The sequence below is a fragment of the Stenotrophomonas sp. genome, from assembly GCF_050737075.1.
Lineage (GTDB): Bacteria > Pseudomonadota > Gammaproteobacteria > Xanthomonadales > Xanthomonadaceae > Stenotrophomonas.
This window is the reverse complement of record NZ_JBOHXV010000029.1, coordinates 1-19999: the sequence shown is the minus strand read 5'-3', so window position 1 is coordinate 19999 and position 19999 is coordinate 1. Positions and strand designations below refer to the sequence as shown.

The window sequence follows — 19999 nt, the reverse complement described above, 5'->3', positions numbered from 1 at the left end:
CAGTAGGGGCTTGGGTTGCGCAAGGATGACGAGGTAGTTTCAGATGACTGGTCTGCCAACTGAGGTAACTGCTACATACGAGCGTCTCGCAATGGACAGTGACTGGGACGGCGTACAGGTACTGCTTGCGCCGCTGGTACTGTCCAGGGACGCAGAGGGCTTGTACCTGTGGTCAATGACGAGCCAGCCGGGTGAGGGCGAGGAGGCATATGAGGCGCGCCATCTAGATTTGGTGAGCGAGGCTGCGGAGTTGGGCTATGCGCCCGCGCAGTTCACCCGCGGGATGTATTACTTGTTCGGAGACATGGGGCCATTGGATCCGGAGCGTGCCGCGAGGTGCTTCGCCGCTGGTTCCAGTCAAGGATATCCTTCCGCCCAATATGAGTATGGACTTGCATTGCTGCATGGGGTGGGCGTTGCCACCGACAGGGTCGAAGCGATGCGCTTGATCCAAGCTGCCGCTGCGGCTGGCAATGAGACGGCGCAGGACTTCTTGCAGATCAACCGAGGCAGCGGACATGCGACAGATGGACATGAATGAACTGGTCCCATATCTCGTCTACATTCTTCTTGCCGGCGTAATCATTCGCACATGCGCGGTGTTTCTCGCGCGTCGAGCTGTGGAGAAGACCGCCGGCGAAGAAGTGCTCGCGAAGCTGCCGCTGTTGGCTTCCAGAAGTATCGGCGATTCGCAGGACACCTTTTATGCGTGCATCCTTGCGCTCCAAAGTGGCTCTGCACGCAGGCCGGCGACGTGCGCTGCTCTTGTGTACATGTGCCTGTTGGCTGCGTTCGTTACGGTGCTGCTGATGATGGCCGTCCTTGGGATCATAGCCATCGTGCAGTACGAGTCGGGGACATGAGGTTGAGTAATTGTGGAACGCACGACGGAGGCGCAGGGCGGACAGACATCGCCGATCTTCTGGAGACGCCGCGTGAGCGGCATTCAAGTTGGCGCTCTCGTGGAGAGAGAAATGAATAAGGAGCGCGCAAAGCGCGCTGTGTTGGTTCAACTGGTTGTTCAGGGCAGTGGCCTTGCATTGAGTCTTGATGATGCGGTGCAGGTGCATGGTCAGTCGGGCACATGGAAACAGGCGGAGCTGTTCACTTCCAAGCTGATTGATGAAGGCGCCTTCGACAGGCTGGACTTCGACGAAAAGGGACTTGCGGACTTCGGGTACTACGTACTTGCCAGACTGCATGCCTTCAAAGCGATGGGTGAGGCGCCTTGATGTGGCTCGGTCGCTGGGTCTGATGCCCGCGAGTGTTGCGTTGCCTTTGTTTGAGAGATGAGTCGCATATGGATTTGACGAAAGATCGCGTTCTGGTCCAGCTGATCGCCACGGATCCAGAGCGCGCCCAAGAGGTGGTCCTCGCTGAGCTGGAGTGCGATGACTTCGATCCCTCATCGTTGAACATATCGCTAGTGACAGCATCGGGTTATTAGTGGCTGGTTCCGAAGGTCGCGCTGGGATGCACGCATTGGCCGGCGCCAAGGATGACCATCGGCGTAAGGCTCAGCTCCACTTCACTGATGATGCTTTTGCTGAAGCTCCAGCCATAGCCTCTGCGAGGTGCGGCAGAAAGGTCCCAAGCGTTGAGCGAGATCTAGGTCCACGTCGTGGTCGCCGGCAAGGAAGCATTCGGCGAAGTCCTGCGACACGCCGATGGCGTGGGCGAAGTCCAAGGTGGAGGCCCCCATGGGGGCGAGGATTTTTTCGCGCACCAACCAGCCGGGATGGTCATGCTCTACGTGATCGCCAGGCTTTGCGCGCGCAAGCTTGGCAATGTGTCTTTCGAAGGCGCTGGAGTGACGCGGTTCTGTTGGATCTGGGAACTCAACCCGCGTTATGACCAGTTGGCCGACGGTTGCCTCAACGCTTACGCTTGCGCCGACTCTGAAGCCTGCGTTCTCAAGCCAGTGGCCATGTACCGAGAGACAAGGCGCAGTGCCGCCGCCGAAGGTGTCCATCCAGGCATATGTGTGCGCGCGTACTGTGTAGTGGCGCGGTCGTGCGGAAGTCGGTAGGTGGACTTCGGGGAAGAGTGGTGTGTTGCGTGCCGAGCGCATGGGATGCCTCCATGGGGAAAATCTCCCTTGCCGGTAGGGCAAGGGAGCCGGGAGGTTCAAATCCGCGTGCGAGCGTGCGGCGTGGCGTATTTCCCCGGATGAGGGGTCTTGTATTAGCCACCCTCCCGACATGGGACATCCATAATTTTGCTCACACATGGAGATTTGAAGCTCCGTTGCCCACCATGCGCGGTGATGCGGTCGATGGCTAATCGCTTGTGTCTGTTGGTTGTTCGGGGTTTGGTAGGCGTTGCCAACACTGTGTCGCGACCGGCTTGGGTTTGGCAGACAGTGCGACGGCGGTGCCGTTTTGTTGGGCGTTGGCGTCATGTTTGCTGGGCGTTGCGAGGGACACGCATGGCGTGTCACTACGCGGGTGACGGCGGCCAAGTGATCGGTAGCGACACGCCGTGCGTGTCCGTCGTAAAGCCGAGTGTGCACGCGACGGGTAGCGACACGCCGTGCGTGTCCGTCGTAATGCCAGGTGTGCACGTGACCGGTAGCGACACGCCATGCGTGTCCTTCGCAATGCCGGGTGATGCCGGTGCGGTTGGCGGCTGTTGGATCTTGGGTGTTGCGTTGTTACGTGGCAGCCACGCAGGGCGTGGCTCTACGAGCGGGAGATTCGCCGTTTCTTGCGTGGGACACGCATGGCGGCGGCGATGCCGCTCAATCCATTCCCAGCTTTTTCAGCTTGTACCGCAACGCCCGGAAGGTGATGCCCAACTGCGCCGCCGTCCGCGTCTTGTTCCAGCGGTTCTCTTCCAGCGCCTTCTGGATCGCGGTGCGTTCCATCTGCTCGATGTACGACGGCAGCGCGCCATTCCCGGCCGGCAGGTCCACCACCGCTTCTTCATGCGGCGCAACCGGCGCACCGCCATGCCTCGGTACACCCTGCTGCGGCAGGCGCAGGTCGGTGGCGCCGATGGTGTCGCCCTCGGCCAAGGCCAGCGCACGCTCCAGGATGTTCTCCAGTTCGCGCACGTTGCCCGGGAAGTGATAGGTGCCCAATGCCTCCAGCGCCGACGGCGCCAGCAGCGGGGTAGGGCGGCCATGCGTCTTCGCCAGGCGCGCCAGGATCGAGGCGGCCAGCTGCGGCAGGTCGCTGCGGCGCTCGCGCAGCGGCGGCACGCGCAGTTCAATGACGTTGATGCGGTAGTACAGGTCGTGGCGGAAGCGGCCGTCTTCGACCAGCTCGGCCAGGTCCTTGTGCGTGGCTGAAAGGATGCGCACGTCCACCGGCACTTCGGCCGACGCTCCCACCGGGCGGATCGACTTTTCCTGGATCGCGCGCAGCAGCTTCACCTGCATCTGCAGCGGCAGTTCGGCCACTTCGTCCAGGAACAGGGTGCCGCCATGCGCGGCCTGGAACAGGCCGGGCTTGTCGGCGTGGGCGCCGCTGAAGCTGCCCTTCTTGTGCCCGAAGAATTCGCTTTCCATCAGCTCCGACGGAATCGCGCCGCAGTTCACTGGCACGAAGGTGCCGGCCGCGCGCGCGCTCTGGTCGTGGATGGTGCGGGCGACCAGTTCCTTGCCCACGCCCGATTCGCCCAGGATGTACACCGGCGCCTGGCTGCGCGCGACCTTGGTGATGGTGTTGCGCAGCACGTCCATGGCCGCCGAATCGCCGAGCAGGCGCGCGGTGGCGTCGCTGGTCAGCGGCGGCGGGGCCGGGCGCTCGCTGTTGTTGAGCTCCAGCGCGTGCTTGACCAAGCCGCGCAGCACGGAGATGTCCACCGGCTTGCTGACGAAGTCGAACGCGCCGGCCTTCAGCGCTTCCACCGCCAGGTCCATGCTGCCGAACGCGGTGATCATGGCCACCGGGGTGCGCGGGTAGTGCTGGGCGATTTCAGTGACCAGCTCGATGCCGTTGCCGTCAGGCAGCCGCATGTCGGTGATGCACAGGTCGTAAGGGTTGCTGGCCAGCAGCTCGCGGGCTTCGGCGAGGTTGGCAGCGGTGCTGATCCGCAGGCCCATGCGGCCGAGGGTCAGTACCAGCAGTTCGCGGATGTCGCGTTCGTCGTCGACGACGAGGGCGCTGCGGTTTTCGTTCATATGGGGGAAAGATAGCCGAGTGCGGTTGATAACGACAAATGTTTGACGCAAGCAGCGTAACGCGTCATTGCGGCAACATGGTGTGCGGGCCGGGCAGGACCAGCCGGAAGCAGGCGCCACCGGCCGGGACGGACACATATTCCAGGTTGGCCTGGTTGGCCCGGCACAGCTCGCGGGCGATATACAGGCCCAGCCCGGTGCCGTGCTCGGAGGTGGTGAAGAACGGGCGGAACAGCTGTTCGGCCACCTTTTCGGGAATGCCCGGGCCGCGGTCCATCACGTCGATCACCGCCGAACGGTCCTGGCGCGCCACACGCAGGCGTACGCGGGCCGGGTCCTGCCCGGTGCGGCCGTACTTGAGGGCGTTGTGGACCAGCACGGTGAGGATCTGGTGCAGGTGGCGCGGGTCGACCAGGCCATGCACGGAGGACTCGCTGATGATCGGCTCGATGCTGTCGGTTTCCAGGGTGAGGCTCTGCTTGTACTCCAGCACGAAGCGGCGCACGAAGGCGGCCAGGTCCAGGTTCTCGGGGTTGGCCCGCTCGCGCCGGGCCAGGCCCAGCACGCTTTCGACAATGCCGTTGGTGCGCTGGCACTGCTGGTGGATGATCTGCAGCAGGCGGCGGTCGGTGTCGCCGATGGCGGTGGATTCTTCCAGCAGCTGGGCGGCGTAGTTGATGGCCGCCAGCGGGTTGCGGATCTCGTGGGCCAGGCTGGCCGAGAAGCGGCCCATGGCCGAGAGGGTGAGCGACTCGGCGCGGCGCGAAACCACGCTGGAATCGTCCAGGAACACCAGGGTGAGGTCGCTGCCGGCCAGCAGGCGGGCGAAGCGCGGCTGCACTTCGGGCTGGTCGGGGGAGAGCTGCAGCGGGGTCTCTTCGTTGTTCCAGCCGTTGCGCCAGCGCTGCAGGCGGCGGCTGAGGTCGGGCGAGGCGCTGCCCAGTTCCAGCAGGCCGGTGCCACTGTTGCCGTCGTTGTCGCCGATCAGGGTGGAGGCCGCCTCGTTGGCCAGGGTGATGCGGTTGGCAGCGTCCACCACCAGCACGCCGGTGCGCATGCGGCGGATGATGAGTTCGTTGATCTCGAACAGGTTGGCCACTTCGTCGCCGCGCTGGTTGGCCAGCTGCTGGTTGCGGCGGGCGCGGTTGCCCACCTGGTAGCTGACGAAGGCCAGGGCCAGGAAGCTGGTGATGAACATGGCCAGCTCGGCCAGGGTGCGGTTGGGCGTGCCGGTTTCGAGCAGGTTCCAGACGTACTCCCCGGCGGTGGCGGCTGCGGCGGTGAGAGCCAGCGTCAGCCCCAGCGACAGGGGCAGCAGGGTGGCGGCGGCGGCGATGTTGAACAGCAGCGCCATGGACAGGCCGGCACTGGCGCCGGGCAGGGCGTGGGCCAGCAGGACCGTGGCCACGATGTCCACCAGCACGCTTCCGACGACGATCGGGCGCAGCCAGCGGTCGTTGCGGCCCGCGATCAGGATCAGCAGGGACAGCACCAGGTAGGCGCCGCTGACCACGGCCGCCAGCCGTGGGTGCGTGGATTCGCCCACCAGCGCGCTCAACGGGCTGAACAGCAGGGCGGCGATGACCGCAGCGATCAGGACCCGGTAGAGGGCAAAGAAGTACAGCTCCCGCTTCGGCATGGACTCGATGCGGTCAATCAACGAAGCACTGGGTGACACGCCGGAACTCCCCTTCTGGCTGCCTGGGTGATGAAACCGGGCAGGGCCCGGCTCTACCGACTGTAGCGCCGGGCTCTGCCCGGCCGCTCTCAACGAGTATAGGCATCCTGCCGCCCAAACCGCGCAATCTGCCCATTCCCGACCGGCCCCCGGCCGGGCCCCCGCGCCGCAACTGTCTGAATGACGGTGGAAAAGTCCGCCCCTTCACACCCCTGGCCCCGTTTCTTTGCGCCACGCCGCCGCCTCGTCCACAATAGTGGGCCCGCCGCGGTCCGTGCGTGCGGTCGTTCCTATTCCCACGGTGACGCATGAATTTCCACGAATACCAGTCAAAACAGCTGCTTGCCGAGTACGGCATTCCCGTCCCGGCCGGCAAGGTCGCGGCAACCCCCGATGAAGCCGTCGCCGCTGCCACCTCCCTGGGCCAGGGCCCCTGGATGGTGAAGGCGCAGATCCATGCGGGCGGTCGCGGCAAGGCTGGCGGCGTCAAGTTCTGCAAGACCACCGACGACGTGAAGGCCGCTGCGGCCAAGATGCTCGGCACCAAGATGGCCACCTACCAGACCGCCGGCGTCGAGCTGCCGGTCAACCTGGTGCTGGTGACCACCGCCGGTGAAATCGTCAAGGAACTGTACCTCTCGGTGCTGGTCGACCGTGGCACCAAGACCATCACCTACATCGCCTCTTCGGAAGGCGGCGTGGAGATCGAGCAGGTTGCCGCTGAAACCCCGGAGCTGATCCACTCGCTCAACGTCGACTTCGTTGAAGGCGTGCAGGGTTACCACGGCCGTGATTTCGGCTTCAAGCTGGGCCTGACCGCCAAGCAGGCCGGCCAGTTCGCCAACATCATGGTGAACCTGTACAAGCTGTTCAACGAGAAGGACCTGGCGCTGGTTGAAATCAACCCGCTGGCCATCCTGGACGACGGCAACCTGTACGCGCTGGACGGCAAGTTCGACAGCGACGACAACGCCGCGTTCCGTCAGAAGGCGCTGGTTGCCATGCGCGACAAGACCCAGGAAGACGAAACCGAAGTGACCGCTTCGGAGCTGGACATCAACTACGTCACCATGGACGGCAACATCGGCTGCATGGTCAACGGCGCCGGCTTGGCCATGGCCACCATGGACGTCATCAAGCTCAACGGCGGCGAGCCGGCGAACTTCCTGGACGTGGGCGGCGGTGCGAACAAGCAGCGCGTCATTGAAGCGTTCAAGCTGATCCTGTCCTCGGACAAGGTCGAAGGCATCTTCGTCAACATCTTCGGCGGCATCGTCCGCTGCGACATGATTGCCGAAGGCATCATTGCCGCTGTGAAGGAAGTGGGCGTCAAGGTTCCGGTCGTGGTGCGCCTGGAAGGCACCAACGTGGAAGAAGGCAAGCAGCTGCTGCGTGACAGCGGCATGGCCATCATCCCGGCCGACAACATCAACGACGGTGCCAAGAAGGTCGTTGAAGCTGTCAAGAACGCCGCCTGATCCGACACCGAAGGAAATCCAATGTCCGTTTTGATTAACAAGAACACCAAGGTGATCGTGCAGGGCTTCACCGGCCAGCAGGGCACCTTCCACGCCACTCAGATGATCGAGTACGGCACCAAGGTTGTTGGCGGCGTGACCCCCGGCAAGGGCGGCACCACCCACATCGACCTGCCGGTCTTCAACACCGTTGCCGATGCCGTTGCCGCCACCGGCGCTGACGCTTCGGTCATCTACGTGCCGCCGCCGTACGCGGCCGACGCGATCCTGGAAGCCGCTGCCGCCGGCATCAAGGTCATCGTGTGCATCACCGAAGGCATTCCGGTGCTGGACATGCTGCGCGTGAAGAACGTGCTGACCCGTTCGCATCCGGACACCGTGCTGGTGGGCCCGAACTGCCCCGGCGTGATCACCCCGGGCGAGTGCAAGATCGGCATCATGCCGGGCCACATCCACATGCCGGGCAAGATCGGCATCGTGTCGCGTTCGGGCACCCTGACCTATGAAGCGGTCAAGCAGACCACGGAAGTGGGCCTGGGCCAGTCGACCTGCATCGGTATCGGTGGCGACCCGATCAACGGCCTGAACTTCGTTGACTGCCTGAAGCTGTTCAACGAAGACCCGCAGACCCTGGGCATCATCATGGTCGGTGAAATCGGCGGCGACGCCGAGGAAGCCGGTGCGGAGTACATCAAGCAGTTCGTGAAGAAGCCGGTGGTCGGTTTCATCGCGGGTGCCTCGGCTCCGGCCGGCAAGCGCATGGGCCACGCCGGTGCGATCGCCTCGGGCGGCAAGGGCACCGCAGAAGGCAAGTTCGCTGCCATGGAAGCGGCCGGTGTTGTCACCGTGCGCTCGCCGGGCGACCTGGGCGCTGCCATCGCCAAGCTGGTCAAGTAAGACGCTACGCGTCCTACGGGTAAAGCCGACTGGGTAGAGCCGACTGTTAGTCGGCTGCTCTACCAAGCAAAACGCCGCCTCCGGGCGGCGTTTTGCGTTTGCCGGGCAGAGCCCGGCGCTACAATGGGCAATCGCAACCACAGGCTTCACCCCATGACGTCGATCCGCATCGCAATGGCGCAGTTTGATTTCCCGGTGGGCGCCGTGGCGCAGAACACCGACAACATCATCGCGATGATTGCCGAGGCGCGCGACGAATTCGGCGCCGAACTGGTGGTGTTCCCCGAACTGGCCATCAGCGGCTATCCGCCGGAAGACCTGCTGCTGCGCCCGGGCTTCCTGTACGACTGCCAGCAGGCGCTGACCCGCATTGCCGAAAGCACCCGCGGCATCACCGCCGTGGTCGGCTGGCCGCAGGCTGCCGGTGCGGTGGTGTACAACGCAGCCAGCGTGCTGCGCGATGGCCGGGTGGAGCACACCTACCGCAAGCGCGAGCTGCCCAACTACGCGGTGTTCGACGAGCGCCGCTACTTCGACGTCGACCCGGACGGTGGCAGCTGCGTGTTTGAACTGAAGGGCGTGCCGGTGGGCGTGCTGGTCTGCGAAGACCTGTGGTTCGCCGAGCCGCTGGCCGACACCGTGCGCGAAGGCGCACAGCTGGTGGTGGTGCCCAACGCCTCGCCGTACGAGCGCGGCAAGCATGCCCAGCGTGACGCGCTGCTGGCCGAACGCACCCGCGAAAGCGGCGCGGCCATCGTCTACCTCAACATGGTGGGCGGGCAGGACGCACTGACCTTCGACGGCGCCTCGGTCGTGGCCGACGGCGACGGCACCGTGCACCCGGCAGCCGCCGCGTTCACCGACCAGTGGCTGGTGGTGGACTACGACGCCGCGTCGCGCCGTTTCGTGCCGCGCGAGTGGATGGACGACGGCGACGAAAGCATGGATGCGCTGGCCTGGCGCGCGGTCACGCGCGGCATCCGCGATTACTGCGGCAAGAACGGCTTCAAGAAGGTGTGGCTGGGCCTGTCCGGTGGCATCGATTCGGCGCTGGTGCTGGCCATGGCGGTGGACGCGCTTGGCGCGGACAACGTCACCGCCGTGCGGCTGCCGTCGCGCTACACCGCGGATATGTCCAACGACCTCGCCGCCGAGCAGTGCCGCGCGCTGGGAGTGAAGCTGGAAGCAGTGTCGATCGAGCCGGTGTTCGAAGGCCTGATGACCGCACTCGGCCCGATGTTCGAGGGCCAGGCGGCGGACGTGACCGAGGAGAACCTGCAGTCGCGCGCGCGCGGGGTGATCCTGATGGCGCTGTCCAACAAGTTCGGCGGCCTGTTGCTGACCACTGGCAACAAGAGCGAGTACGCGGTGGGCTACGCCACCATCTACGGTGACATGTGCGGCGGCTATGCGCCGTTGAAGGACCTGTACAAGACCGAGGTGTTCGGCCTGTCCAAGTGGCGCAATACAGTGGGCGGTGCGCCGGTGATTCCGCCGGCGGTGATCTCGCGGCCGCCTTCGGCCGAGCTGCGCGCCAACCAGACCGACCAGGACTCGCTGCCGGCCTACGACGTGCTGGACGGCATCCTGTACCGCTACGTGGACCAGGAGCAGTCGCGCGAGGAGATCGTGGGGGCAGGGTATGCCGCCGAGGTGGTCGACCGTGTGCTGCGCCTGGTGCGCACCAGCGAGTGGAAGCGCCACCAGGCCGCGCCGGGCCCGAAGGTATCGCGCCGCGCGTTCGGCCGCGAGCGGCGCTACCCGATCAGCAATGGCTACAAGGGCTGAATGACCGGCTGCGGGGCGGGGCGTGCAGCACGCCCCTGATGGCTTCTTGAAAGTGGCGGGGCGGGTCTGGACCTAGAGTGCCGGACCCTCCGTCATTGGGCTTCCCCCATGTCCATCATCAATACCAAGATCCATACGACGGTTGCCGCGGCGCTGAGGTGCAAGCTCGGCAACCAGACCCTGTCGCCAACAACGCTGAAGAAGCTGACCGTGATTGCCAACCGTGAGTTCGGCGGCGACGCCACGCGCGTGTTCGGCAAGGCCTCGCCCGGCATCGGCCGGTTCAACGGCGACGCTGCCGGGCTGCGCAATGCGATTTCCAGCCAGCTGCTCAATGTGCGCTCACCCCAACTGGCCAACGTCATGCGGCAATGGCTGACGCAGTTGCCTGCCCCGAATGTACCGTCGGCCGTCGTCCGGACGCCGACTCCCATTGCGTGCCCCGTTGGTCAGCAGGAAAAGCAGACTTCGGTGAATCAGTGGCTCGCCGACGCTCCCCCGGAACCGGCGCCGGACTACGATGACGAGGCGCCGTCAGTCGTTACCAGCAGCGCGCCCAAGCCGAAACCTGGGCGTGAGCCTGACCTCCCCAAGCCTGACTACCCGCGCGCCGTGACCTTCAGTGATGAGATTCAGCGCTTCGATGCGATATCACGCTCCGAATTGGGGCGAGATATTGTTGGCGGGGTTCCGAAAGCGACGCCGGCTGAACGTCTCTCCCAATTCAGGGACGAGGGCGGCTCCGGCGGCAAATTTGATCTGCCTGAGCTGATGGTCTTTGCGGAAGCCGCAGCGGCCTTGAGCAAGGCAGCCAAGGTCGAAATAGACCACATCGTCGCTACAACTGCAGCACCCCCTACTGCGGTACAGCTTGCTGCACTTATCGCGCGTATTCCGCAGCGCGACCGCGGGCGGTAGGTAGCACCTCGCAAAAAAAAGGGTCCCATCGGGACCCTTTCTTCATATCAGCACCGCGCTGTATCAGCGGCGGTTCAACGTCGCATTGCGCTGGCCGGTGCTGGCGGACTTCTCGCCGGCGAACGGGTTCAGCTTGCGCACCATCCACGGGTACTTCGGCCAGTCGCCCTGCAGCCAGGGATGCTGGGGTTCGTTCAGCTCCAGCACGCGGCGGGCGTCGTCGGCCAGGGTCTTGTTGCCCAGGTGGGTGTAAGCCTCACCCAGTGCGGCCACGGCGTCGTACTGGAACGCGCTCTGCGGGTAGGTCTCCAGCAGGTAGTTGGCGCGGCCGGCGGCCGACACCCAGGCCTGGCGGCGCAGGTAGTACAGGGCGTTGTCCAGCTCGTGCTGGGCGAACACGTCGCGCAGTTCCAGCATGCGCTGGCGCGCATCGGGCGCGTAGCGGCTGTTGGGGTAGCGCTCGACCACGATGTTGAAGTCGGCGTAGGCCTGGCGCGGGGTGGACAGGTCACGGCGGCTCGGGTCCAGCGACCATACGCGGCGCAGGAATACCGTATTGCGGTTGCCGTTGGCCAGGCCGCGCAGGTAGTACATGTACGCGATGTTGCGGTGGGTCGGGTAGGTGCGGATGAAGCGGTCGATGCTCGACACCGCGTCATCGTGCTTGCCGGCCTTGTACTGGGCGAAGGCGGTTTCGATCATCGCCTGCTCGGTGTACGGGCCATACGGGTACTGGGCGATCAGGCGACGGAAGGTGGCCTCCGCAGCGCTCCAGTTGCCCTTTTCCATCAGGCCGTGGCTCTTTTCATAGATCTTTTCGACCGGCTGGCCTTCCTCGGGGTTGTCACCCTTGGCGCCACGGTGGCAGCCGGTGGAAACGAGGGCCAGGACCAGCATCAGGGCCGCAGTGCGGATGGGCGCGGACAGCAGGGAAGAGCGTCGGATCATGGGGTCTGGGCGGGACGCGGCTGGAATACGAAGGGTCGATGATAGCCTAGTGGCCTGTCCTGCGACTGAAAGTGGTCGTCAGGACCCCAAAATTGTCTCCTTGCGGTGTGCTCCCCATGTCCGATAACGCTTCTGAATCCGAATCCGTCCGCCAGGCCGTTGTGCCCGATACCGCCGCCGGGCGGCGCTTCGACGCCGTCCTGGCCGAACTCTTCCCCGAATTCTCCCGGTCCAAGCTGACCGAGTGGATCAAGTCCGGCGACGTCCTGCTGGACGGCGAACCCGTGCGCGGCCGCGCGCCGGTCCGCGGCGGGGAGGTCGCCAGCCTGCATGTCGTGCTCGACACCCAGACCCATGCCGAGCCCGAAGACATCCCGCTGGACGTGCTGTACGAAGACGAGCACGTGTTCGTCATCAACAAGCCGGTCGGCCTGGTGGTGCACCCGGGCGCGGGCAACCCGACCGGTACGCTGGTCAATGCGCTGCTGTTCCGCGACCCGTCGCTGTCGGTGCTGCCGCGCGCCGGCATCGTGCACCGGCTCGACAAGGACACCAGCGGCGTGATGGTGGTGGCGCGCACGATCCAGGCGCAGACCGCGCTGGTGGAGCAGCTGGCCGCGCGCAACGTGCACCGCCAGTACCTGGCGGTGGTGGTGGGCGCGCTGGTTTCCGGCGGCACAGCCGATGCGCCGATCGACCGCCACCCGCGCGACCGCATCCGCATGGCCGTGCGCGAAGACGGCAAGGACGCGGTCACCCATTACCGCCTGCGCGAGCGCTTCCGCGCGCATACCGCGCTGGAATGCCGCCTGGAAACCGGGCGTACGCACCAGATCCGCGTGCACATGGCGCACCTCAAGCACGCCATCGTCGGCGATTCGCTGTACGGCGGCGCGTTGAAGCTGCCCAAGGGCGCCACCGACGACCTGGTTGCGCAGCTGCGCGGCTTCAAGCGCCAGGCGCTGCATGCCGAGACGCTGGAGTTCGCGCACCCGATCACCGGTGAGCCGATCCGCAACAGCGCGCCGGTGCCGGCCGACATGCTGGCGCTGCTGGAAGCGCTGCGCGAAGACAGCAAGCGCTTCGCCGAGCTGGAGCGCGGTCGCCGCTGATGACTACGACGCCCTTGCCCGTGTCGGAGTCTTCGGCCGTGCCGGTGCTGGCGGCGGACTGGCCGGCACCGCCGGGCGTGCACGCGCTGACCACCCTGCGCTTCGGCGCCGGTGGGTCGCGCGCGCCGTTCGACCAGTTCAACCAAGGCAACCGCTACGCCGCCGATGGCGACGACCCGGAGCAGGTGCAGCACAACCGCGACCTGTTGCAGGCGGGCCTGGCGTTGCCGTCGGCTCCGCACTGGCTGCGCCAGGTGCACGGCACGGAGGTGCTGCGTTTCGACGCCGCACCCGGCGCCCCCAGCGTGGCGAACGAGCCTACGGCGGACGCGGCGGTCACTTCGGTGCCCGGGGTGGTGCTGGCCATCCTCACCGCCGACTGCCTGCCGGTGGTGTTTGCCGCCCGCGACGGCAGTGAGATCGGTGCGGCCCACGCCGGCTGGCGCGGGCTGGCTGACGGCATGCTGGAGGCCACGGTGGCTGCCATGCAGACCGCCCCGGCCGCGTTGCAGGCCTGGTTGGGTCCGGCCGCTGGCCCGGCCCATTACGAGATCGGCGAGGACGTGTTTGCGGCCTTCGTCGACTGCGACGCGGCGGCCGCCGCCGCCTTCAGCGCGACCCGCCCGGGGCACTGGAAGGTGGACCTGTATGCGCTGGCCCGCCAGCGGCTGCAGGGCGCCGGGCTGGACCCGGCCGCGATCAGTGGCGGCCAGTGGTGCAGCATCGCCGACCCGCAGCGGTTCTATTCGCACCGCCGCGACCGGCGCACCGGCCGCATGGCGACCCTGGCGTGGATCGCGCCGTGAGTGGGGTCAAGGCTGGTGCCGGTGAGTCCGGCCCGGTCATCGTCTTTGATGGCGTGTGCGCGCTGTGCAGCCGCTGGGTGTGGTTCCTGTTGCGGTTCGATCGTCGCGGCCGCTACCGGTTCGCCGCGATGCAGGGTGCGCACGGGCGCGCGCTGTTGCAGCAGCACGGGCTCGATCCGGAGGACCCGACGTCGTTGCTGCTGGTGGAGGAGGGCCGCGCATGGAGCGATACCGATGCCATCGTGCAGGTGCTGGCCGGCCTGGGCGGCGCGTGGCAGGTGGTGCGGGTGATGCGCCTGATGCCACGCCCTTGGCGCGACCGCGGCTACCGGGTGCTGGCCCGTAACCGGTATCGCTGGTTTGGCCAGCATGAGGCGTGTTTCATGCCCACGCCGGCACAGGCGGGGCGTTTTCTGGATTGATCGGGTTGCGTCCGGCACCGCGCAGCCACGCATGGCGTGGCTCTACGCCGGTAGGCAACGTGGCCGTCCCGTTGCACCGCGCGGCCACGCAGAGCGTGGCTCTACATCCGTAGGCAACGTAACCGTTCCGTAGTGCCACGCCATGCGTGGCAACGCGGACCCAACCCGCGCGCAATGCGCCCTCCGTGGCATCGCGGACCCAATCCGTGCGCGATCGCCCTGCGCGGCAACGCGCGCGCCCTGCTCACCGTATGACCGAATACACGATCCGTCGGTTGCGTTCGCGGCCCGCCTCCAGCCGGTTGTCGGCCACCGGTTGTTCTTCCCCATAACCGCGCGCCTGCAGCGTGTGGGCCGGCACGCCCAGCGCCTGCAGTTCGGCCACCACCGCTTCGGCGCGTTGCTGGCTCAGGCGCAGGTTGCTGTCGGCGGTGCCCAGGCTGTCGGTATGCCCCGCCACCTCCAGCCGCAGCCCAGGGTCGGCGGCGCGCAGGGCCAGGGCGCTGGCGCGCAGCATGTCCAGCCCGTCGGCACGCAGCACCGGGGACTTGTGCTCGAAGCGGATCGCACCCTGGTTCAAGGCGGCCACCAGCTGCGCATGGTCGGGATCGGCCGGCAGGCGCGCCAGCGCGACGCGTCCCGAATCCCACAGCCCGGTGACCTGCAGGTGGCCGAAGCCGCGCCGCAGGGTGTCGGACACGGTGACCCGGTCCGCTTCCGGCAGGGCGGCCATGTCGACGTGCAGGGTGTCGCCGCTGAATGACAGCGACAAACCGGGATGGCGCAGCACCGGTACCAGGGTCACCATCCGGTCCAGCCAACGCGGGGCCCGTGCATGCGGGTCGCGCTGGATGTCGCCGCTCACCCGCGCCTGGCCGTAGTGCCCCACCAGCGCGCTCCAGACCTTGCGCCGGTCGGCTTCGCCCGGCAGACGGCCGCGTACGTCGATCACCCCGGCATGGTTCACCAGCGACAGCCGCGGCGGCGTCTGCCGTTCGGCCGCCGCAGCCGTGCCGGCCGAGGTCACCCGGGTCTTCTGGTGGATCCAGCCGGTCAGGCACAACAGGGCGCCGGCCACCAACACCCACGACAGGCCGCGCAGGACGCTGCCACGGATCGCGCGCGGCACCGGTGCGGGGTTGCCGCGCTGACGCAGCGGAACCGCCATGGGCCGCGCCTGGCGCGCCTGCTGCTCCAGCACGTCGAGCAGGCCCGGCAGCAGGTCGGCGGCGACCACGGCAAACATGCCGGTGGGGAAGGCGGCGCGGCGGGCCAGCACGGCCAGTTCGCCGCGTCCGATCGCGCATTCAAGCTGGCCGGCCAGCAGCCGCTGGGGCCGCCCGTCGGCCGGAAACTGTTCGCCCAGCCCCACCGCATCGAAGCGGCGGCGGAGGCCATGCACGCCGTCGGGCAGGCTGTGGATGTAATCGACCAGGACCTCGATCAGGTTGCGCGCGCGGTGGCCCAGGCCCATGTGCAGGGCGGTGTCTTCAATGTATCGGTCCAGCAATGACATCAATCGGATTCCCGGATTCAGGACCGCGCAGGCGGTGCTGCGCAGGTCGCCCCATGCGGCATGCATGGGCTCTGCGGGCGTCAATGTCGGGAGAACCTGTCAATGCGAAATGAAAGTTGCGATCGCCGCAGGTTACGAATCCAGCGGGCGGTCCCGCAATTTAGGAACGCTATCGAAATGCCGGCTTGTCAGTGGTGCGCCTGCGACACGCACCGTGCTGGAAACGACACACTCCCAAATGTGGTGCAGCACTGCGATTGATGCGCAGTGCAGGGGTCGAAAGGTGGTGATTACGACACGTCGGGTACTCGCCAGCATGTCGCAATCAGCCGCTTTCCAGTGCATCCAGGTAGCTCTGCCGCCAATGATTGATGTCGTAGGTGCGCAGGTGCTCCATCATCGCCTGCCAGCGCTCGATGCGTTTGCGCAGCGGCATGGTCGCCGCCGTGGCGATGGCATCGGCCACGCCGTCCAGGTCGTGCGGGTTCACCAGTAGTGCCTGTTTCATCTCGTCGGCGGCGCCGGCCAACAGCGAGAGCACCAGTACGCCGGGGTTCTCCGGGTCCTGCGAGGCCACGTATTCCTTGGCCACCAGGTTCATGCCATCGCGCAGCGGCGTCACCAGCCCCACGGCGGCCGCGCGGTAGAAGCCGGTCAGGGTGGCATGCGGGAAGTTCTGGTTGACGTAACGCAGCGGGGTCCAGTCCGGCTCGGCGAAGCCGCCGTTGATGTGGCCGGCGATCTGTTCGAGCTGGCCGCGCAGCTGCCGGTACTCGGTGACATCGCCGCGCGACACCGGGGCGATCTGCAGGTAGGTGAGGCTGCCGCGCTGGTCGGGATGGCGCTGCAGGTAGCGCTCGAAGCCCTGGAAGCGTTCGGGAAGCCCCTTGGAATAGTCCAGCCGGTCCACGCCGATGGCAAGCTGGCGGTTGCGCAGGCTGTTGCGCAGGTCGCGCACGGCCGGCTTGGCGGCGCCGGCCTTGGCCTGGCGTTCGATGTGCGCGGTATCAATGCCGATCGGGAAGGCCGCCGCGCGGAAGCGGCGCCCGCCGGGTGCTTCGAGCATGCCATCGGGCAGCACCCGGCCGCCGCCGAACAACCGCACGTACGACTGGAAGCGGTCGGCATCGCGCTGGGTCTGGAAGCCGACCAGGTCGTAGGCGTACAGGCTGGAGAACAGGCGCAGGTGGTCGGGCATGGCCTGCAGCAGGTCCGCCGAGGGCATGGGCACATGCAGGAAGAAGCCGATGCGGCAGCCGATGCCGCGCTCGCGCAGCAGCGACGCCAGCGGAATCAGGTGGTAATCGTGGATCCAGACGATGTCGTCTTCGCGCAGCAGGGGCGCCAGCTTCTCGGCGAACAGCGCGTTGACCCGGCGGTAGGTCTCGCGGGTGGCGCGGTCGTAGTCCACCAGGTCCAGGCGGAAGTGCAGCAGCGGCCACAGCGTGCGGTTGGCGAAGCCGTTGTAGTAGCCATCGACGTCGCGCTTGTTCAGATCCATGGTGACGTAGCGGATGTCACCCTCGCTCTGCTCATGCAGCTCGCCGCTGGGATCGCGTACCGACTTGCCGCTCCAGCCGAACCACAGCCCACCACGTTCCTTGAGCGCGGCCAGCAGGCCCACCGCCAACCCGCCCGGCGCGGCGACACCGGGCGCGGCGACCCGGTTGGACACCACCACCAGGCGACTCATGACGCCTCCTGCCAACTGCGCGACAGGCGCATGGCGGCGGTGACCAAACCCACGTGCGAATACGTCTGCGGGAAGTTGCCCCAGGCTTCGCCGTTGTCGAAGGCCAGGTCTTCGGACAGCAGGCCGAGATGGTTGCGGCGTTCGAGCAGGGTTTCGAACATCTCGCGCGCCTCGTCCATGCGCCCGATCGCGGCCAGCGCGTCGATGTACCAGAACGTGCAGATGGTGAAGCTGGTCTCCGGCTCGCCGAAATCGTCCGGTGCCACGTAGCGGTACAGCGCATTGCCGTGCTTGAGGTCGCGGCCGATCGCCTCGACGGTGGCCACGAAGCGGGCGTCATCCGGTGCGATGAAGCCGATGTCGGCCAGCAGCAGCAACGAGGCATCCAGGCGGTGGCCGCCGTAGGTGTCGGTGAAGTAGCCCAGCTCGTCGCTGAAGGACTCGCGCATGATCCGTGCGTGGATGGTGTTGGCGCGGTCGCGCCAGTATTCGGCGCGGTGGTCCAGCTTCAGCCGCACGGCGATCTTGCACAGGCGGTCGCACGCGGCCCAGCACATTGCGCTGGTGTAGGTGTGCACTTCGGTGCGGCCGCGGAATTCCCACAGTCCTGCATCGGGTACGTCGTGCAGCAGGAATGCCTGCTCGCCCAGCGGTTCCAGCCGCGCGAAGGTGTGGTTGTCGCCCGGGTCCTGCAGGCGGCGGTCGAAGAACAGCTGGGTGGAGGCGAGTACCACGCTGCCGTACACGTCATGCTGGCGCTGCACCCAGGCCAGGTTGCCCCGCCGCACCGGGCCCATGCCGCGGTAGCCGTCCAGCGAGGCCACTTCGCTCTCTTCCAGCTGGGTCTCAAAACCGATGCCATACAGGGGCTGCAGGCTGCCGTCGGTGGTGGCCAGGTTGAAGATATAGCCCAGGAACTGCTCCATGCTGCGGGTGGCGCCGAGGCGGTTGAGCGTGCGCACCACGAACGCCGCGTCGCGCAGCCAGCAATAGCGGTAGTCCCAGTTGCGGATGCTGCCAGGGGCCTCGGGAATGGAGGTGGTCATCGCGGCGATGATGGCGCCACTGTCTTCGTACTGGCACAGCTTCAGGGTGATTGCACTGCGGATCACCGCGTCCTGCCATTCGAGCGGGATGGACAGGTAACGCACCCATTCGCGCCAGTAGTCGCGGGTGCGCTGGAAGGATTCCTGCACGTAGCCGCTGAGCGAACGGTTCAGCGATTCGTCCACGCCCAGCACCAGGTGCACGGGGTGGTTGAGCACGAACGGCAGTTCATCGCGCACGAAGCGCATCGGCACGTCGGTGGTCAGGCGCAGCACATGGTCGGGCAGTACCCAGCGGATGTGGTTGCTGCCCCAGGTGGCCTCGGGAACGCGCGCGCCCCAGTCGGCGAGCGGCCGTGCGCGCACGATGATGCGCGGCGTGCCGGACAGTGGGCGCACCTGCCGGATCAGGCTTACGGGCCGGTAGAAGCGGTCGTTCTGGCGCCAGCGCGGGGCGAAGTCAATGATCTCCAGCGAACCGCCGTGCCTGTCATGCAGCACGGTGCGCAGGATGGCGGTGTTGGTCAGGTATTCCTGCTCGCTGCTCACCATGTCTTCCAGCTCGATGGCGAAGTCGCCACCGGTCTGCTGGTTGGGCTGGAGCAGCGCGCAGAAGGCGGGGTCGCCGTCGAAGGTGGGCAGGCAGCTCCATACCACGCGGGCGTTGCGGTCGATCAGGGCGCCGAAACTGCCGTTGCCGACGACGCCGAGGTCCAGGTTGGTGTCACTCATGGGGGAGGATGCTCTCAAGCAAAGGGGAATCTCAAAACGTCAGTAGGCGTTTTCGCGCAGCCAGGCATGCACGCTGTGCACCTGCGGCAGCGCGAACACGGCAGTGCTGGGCTCGCGTTCGCCGACCAGCACGCTCCACCCATGCAGGGTGTTGGCGGCATCGAAGCCGTATTCGTCGGTCAGGTCGTCGCCCAGGAAGACGGGGATGCGGCCACGGAAGGGCGACTGCTGCATCAGCTGGCGAATGGCGCGGCCCTTGTCGGTGCCTTCGGGAACGAACTCGACCACGTGGTCGCCCGGTTGCAGGCGGTAGCCGGCATGCCCGCGGATATGCCGTTCGGCAAACGCCTGCACGTCGCGCGCCGCATGCGGTGCGCCACGCCAGTGCAGCGCGAGGCTGTGGCCCTTGTCTTCGACCAGCACGCCGGGGTGGCCATGCGCGAAACGCATTGCCTGCTGGTGCACGGCGTGCAGCCACTCACCGGTGTTGTCGTCGTGGTCGGCGTTGACCGCATGGGTCTGCCCGGCAAAGCTGCGCACCTGGTGGCCGTGCAGGCCGGCGGCAGGCAGATGCAGCGGGGCGAAGAGCCGGTCCAGCTGCTCGAGCGGTCGTCCGCTGATGAGCGCCACCGCGCCTTCGAGGCGGTCGCTGATGCGGCCAATGGCCTCGCGCACCTCGGGCAGCAGGATCACCGCCGCGGGGTCCTCGGCGAATTCGATCAGGGTGCCGTCCACGTCCAGGAACAGCGCGCACGCATCGTCCAGCAGTGGCGGCGGCGGACGTTGGGGGAAGTCGTTGGCCATGGCGCCAACATGCCAGCAGAAGCGTGATCGTCCAG

18 protein-coding genes are annotated in these 19999 nt (G+C 66.5%); 10 read left to right on the top strand and 8 right to left on the bottom strand.

The annotated features are described in order from the left end of the window. Positions 1-91: 91 nt before the first annotated feature. The 3 genes from ACREPD_RS09330 to ACREPD_RS09320 all read left to right on the top strand — a co-directional run bounded on the left by ACREPD_RS09330 (position 92) and on the right by ACREPD_RS09320 (position 1232). On the top strand, positions 92-541 hold the full coding sequence (locus tag ACREPD_RS09330; protein WP_431599064.1) for a tetratricopeptide repeat protein: 450 nt from the start codon (positions 92-94) through the stop codon (positions 539-541). Beyond that, on the top strand, positions 534-863 hold the full coding sequence (locus ACREPD_RS09325) for a hypothetical protein (RefSeq protein ID WP_431599063.1): 330 nt from the start codon (positions 534-536) through the stop codon (positions 861-863). The genes ACREPD_RS09330 and ACREPD_RS09325 overlap by 8 nt, the downstream gene beginning before the upstream one ends. Positions 864-935: 72 nt before the next feature. After that, the gene (locus tag ACREPD_RS09320) at positions 936-1232 is read left to right on the top strand and encodes a hypothetical protein (RefSeq protein ID WP_431599062.1); all 297 of its coding nucleotides are present in this window, start codon (positions 936-938) and stop codon (positions 1230-1232) included. A 296-nt stretch (positions 1233-1528) separates the two neighbouring features. On the opposite strand, the gene ACREPD_RS09315 is transcribed toward ACREPD_RS09320, so the two are convergent. The 3 genes from ACREPD_RS09315 to ACREPD_RS09305 form a co-directional block, all read right to left on the bottom strand. Continuing rightward, positions 1529-2071 carry a SymE family type I addiction module toxin gene (locus tag ACREPD_RS09315; protein ID WP_431599061.1) on the bottom strand — a complete coding sequence of 181 codons (543 nt, stop codon included), beginning with the start codon at positions 2069-2071 and terminating at the stop codon, positions 1529-1531. A 669-nt stretch (positions 2072-2740) separates the two neighbouring features. Continuing rightward, the gene (locus ACREPD_RS09310; RefSeq protein WP_431599060.1) at positions 2741-4126 is read right to left on the bottom strand and encodes a sigma-54-dependent transcriptional regulator; all 1386 of its coding nucleotides are present in this window, start codon (positions 4124-4126) and stop codon (positions 2741-2743) included. A 64-nt stretch (positions 4127-4190) separates the two neighbouring features. After that, positions 4191-5804: a sensor histidine kinase gene (locus tag ACREPD_RS09305; RefSeq protein ID WP_431599059.1), complete on the bottom strand. Its 1614-nt coding sequence runs from the start codon at positions 5802-5804 to the stop codon at positions 4191-4193. Between the two features lie 308 nt (positions 5805-6112). Between ACREPD_RS09305 and sucC the strand changes: the two genes are divergently transcribed. The 4 genes from sucC (at position 6113) to ACREPD_RS09285 (ending at position 10885) form a co-directional block, all read left to right on the top strand. Next, positions 6113-7282, top strand: a complete 1170-nt coding sequence (sucC, locus tag ACREPD_RS09300) for an ADP-forming succinate--CoA ligase subunit beta (protein WP_431599058.1) — start codon at positions 6113-6115, stop codon at positions 7280-7282. A gap of 21 nt (positions 7283-7303) precedes the next feature. Continuing rightward, positions 7304-8179, top strand: a complete 876-nt coding sequence (sucD, locus tag ACREPD_RS09295; protein ID WP_431599057.1) for a succinate--CoA ligase subunit alpha — start codon at positions 7304-7306, stop codon at positions 8177-8179. A 153-nt stretch (positions 8180-8332) separates the two neighbouring features. Beyond that, complete coding sequence (locus tag ACREPD_RS09290; protein ID WP_431599056.1) at positions 8333-9967, top strand: NAD+ synthase; 1635 nt, start codon at positions 8333-8335, stop codon at positions 9965-9967. Positions 9968-10075: 108 nt separating this feature from the next. Continuing rightward, positions 10076-10885, top strand: coding sequence for a hypothetical protein (locus ACREPD_RS09285; protein ID WP_431599055.1), 810 nt, complete (start codon positions 10076-10078; stop codon positions 10883-10885). Positions 10886-10948: 63 nt separating this feature from the next. On the opposite strand, the gene ACREPD_RS09280 is transcribed toward ACREPD_RS09285, so the two are convergent. Further along, positions 10949-11833, bottom strand: a complete 885-nt coding sequence (locus ACREPD_RS09280) for an outer membrane protein assembly factor BamD (RefSeq protein ID WP_431599054.1) — start codon at positions 11831-11833, stop codon at positions 10949-10951. Between the two features lie 116 nt (positions 11834-11949). On the opposite strand from ACREPD_RS09280, the gene rluD reads away from it, so the two are divergent. Genes rluD through ACREPD_RS09265 form a run of 3 tightly spaced genes read left to right on the top strand, consistent with a single transcriptional unit; the run spans position 11950 to position 14173 of the window. Then, positions 11950-12945, top strand: a complete 996-nt coding sequence (rluD, locus tag ACREPD_RS09275; protein WP_431599053.1) for a 23S rRNA pseudouridine(1911/1915/1917) synthase RluD — start codon at positions 11950-11952, stop codon at positions 12943-12945. Beyond that, entirely contained in the window at positions 12945-13751 is an 807-nt protein-coding gene (gene pgeF / locus ACREPD_RS09270) for a peptidoglycan editing factor PgeF (RefSeq protein ID WP_431599052.1), read from the top strand. Before rluD ends, pgeF begins: the two co-directional genes overlap by 1 nt. Continuing rightward, positions 13748-14173 (top strand): thiol-disulfide oxidoreductase DCC family protein, encoded by a 426-nt coding sequence (locus tag ACREPD_RS09265; protein WP_431599051.1) that lies wholly within the window; start codon positions 13748-13750, stop codon positions 14171-14173. Before pgeF ends, ACREPD_RS09265 begins: the two co-directional genes overlap by 4 nt. Positions 14174-14417: 244 nt before the next feature. On the opposite strand, the gene ACREPD_RS09260 is transcribed toward ACREPD_RS09265, so the two are convergent. From ACREPD_RS09260 to otsB, 4 genes are all read right to left on the bottom strand, one after another. Beyond that, a complete protein-coding gene (locus tag ACREPD_RS09260) occupies positions 14418-15689 on the bottom strand; it encodes an OmpA family protein (protein ID WP_431599050.1) in 1272 nt (423 codons plus the stop codon). Between the two features lie 325 nt (positions 15690-16014). Further along, positions 16015-17382: an alpha,alpha-trehalose-phosphate synthase (UDP-forming) gene (otsA, locus tag ACREPD_RS09255; protein WP_431599049.1), complete on the bottom strand. Its 1368-nt coding sequence runs from the start codon at positions 17380-17382 to the stop codon at positions 16015-16017. Then, a complete protein-coding gene (locus ACREPD_RS09250) occupies positions 17379-19160 on the bottom strand; it encodes a glycoside hydrolase family 15 protein (RefSeq protein WP_431599048.1) in 1782 nt (593 codons plus the stop codon). Before ACREPD_RS09250 ends, otsA begins: the two co-directional genes overlap by 4 nt. Positions 19161-19199: 39 nt before the next feature. Further along, on the bottom strand, positions 19200-19964 hold the full coding sequence (gene otsB, locus ACREPD_RS09245) for a trehalose-phosphatase (protein ID WP_431599092.1): 765 nt from the start codon (positions 19962-19964) through the stop codon (positions 19200-19202). Between the last annotated feature and the right edge of the window lie 35 nt (positions 19965-19999).